This window comes from Sandarakinorhabdus rubra (assembly GCF_010994245.1).
Taxonomy (GTDB): Bacteria; Pseudomonadota; Alphaproteobacteria; order Sphingomonadales; family Sphingomonadaceae; genus Sandarakinorhabdus; species Sandarakinorhabdus rubra.
Genome location: NZ_WMHO01000414.1, coordinates 1 through 867 on the forward strand (window position 1 = coordinate 1; position 867 = coordinate 867).

An 867-nucleotide genomic window follows, 5' to 3' on the forward strand; every position below is an offset into this window, starting at 1 on the left:
GCGCTCAACGCGGCGCAGCCGGTGGGCACGCCGGCCGGCACCATCGGCGCCGGCACCATCCGCATTGCCGCCACCCGGGATGTGCTGATCCAGAACAGTGGCGATGCCCGCACGCGCGCCGGCTTCACCGCTGGCCTCGGCGGGCTGGAGGTCACCGCCGGGCTGGATGGCCCGATCAGCGGCGGCGCCCTGCTCGATGTGGTGATCAACGGCCGGGTGCAACTGCCAGCGGGCGGCTTTGCCACCAACAACGACACGCGTGATCTGGTCCGGCTGGTGCCAGATCTGAAGGCGCTCACCCCCACCTCGGCGGTCAACGGCTGCGTGTTCGGCAGGCCCTGTTCCAGCGGGATCGGGCCCGAGCTGATCGCCGTGCTGACCGGGATCGAGCCGCTGACGCTGGACGAGCTTGAAGGCCGCGACCGGCTGCTGCAACCGATGGAGCGGCTCCCGCTGGTGCTGCTGCAGCGCCTGTTCGATTTCGGCCCGTTGTTCAGCGACGTGGACGCCACCGATCCGGTGACCAGCGGCGGCAATCCGGCGCTGTGGCTGGCGCTGCCGCCCGAACCGAAGGCCCAGCCATGATGCGCCCGTCCCATTTGGCTGCCCGCCATCTTGCCGCCTTGGTCGCTCTGGTGATGGCTGCCCCGGCATCGGCGCAAAGCCTGTCGCTGGCCGACAGTTTTCGCATCGGCAGCGCCGGCGTGCTGTGCACGGCGCAGAGCCAGGTGACCGACCCGGCGCTCACCGGTCTGTTCGATCGCGCCTATCGCATCGTGTGCCGTGATGCGGCGGCATCGGTGGGCCGGCTCTATGCGCTGCGTGGCGCCGCGCCGGCGCTGCCGCCCGGTTGCCTGGCGCCCGACG

At 71.3% G+C, this 867-nt stretch carries 2 protein-coding genes; both read left to right on the top strand.

What is annotated here, in order from left to right; genetic code table 11:
• A partial coding sequence (locus GJV64_RS14935) for a hypothetical protein (protein WP_164158295.1) occupies window positions 1-585 on the top strand: 585 nt, incomplete at its 5' end.
• A partial coding sequence (locus GJV64_RS14940) for a hypothetical protein (protein WP_205599668.1) occupies window positions 582-867 on the top strand: 286 nt, incomplete at its 3' end. The genes GJV64_RS14935 and GJV64_RS14940, both read left to right, overlap by 4 nt.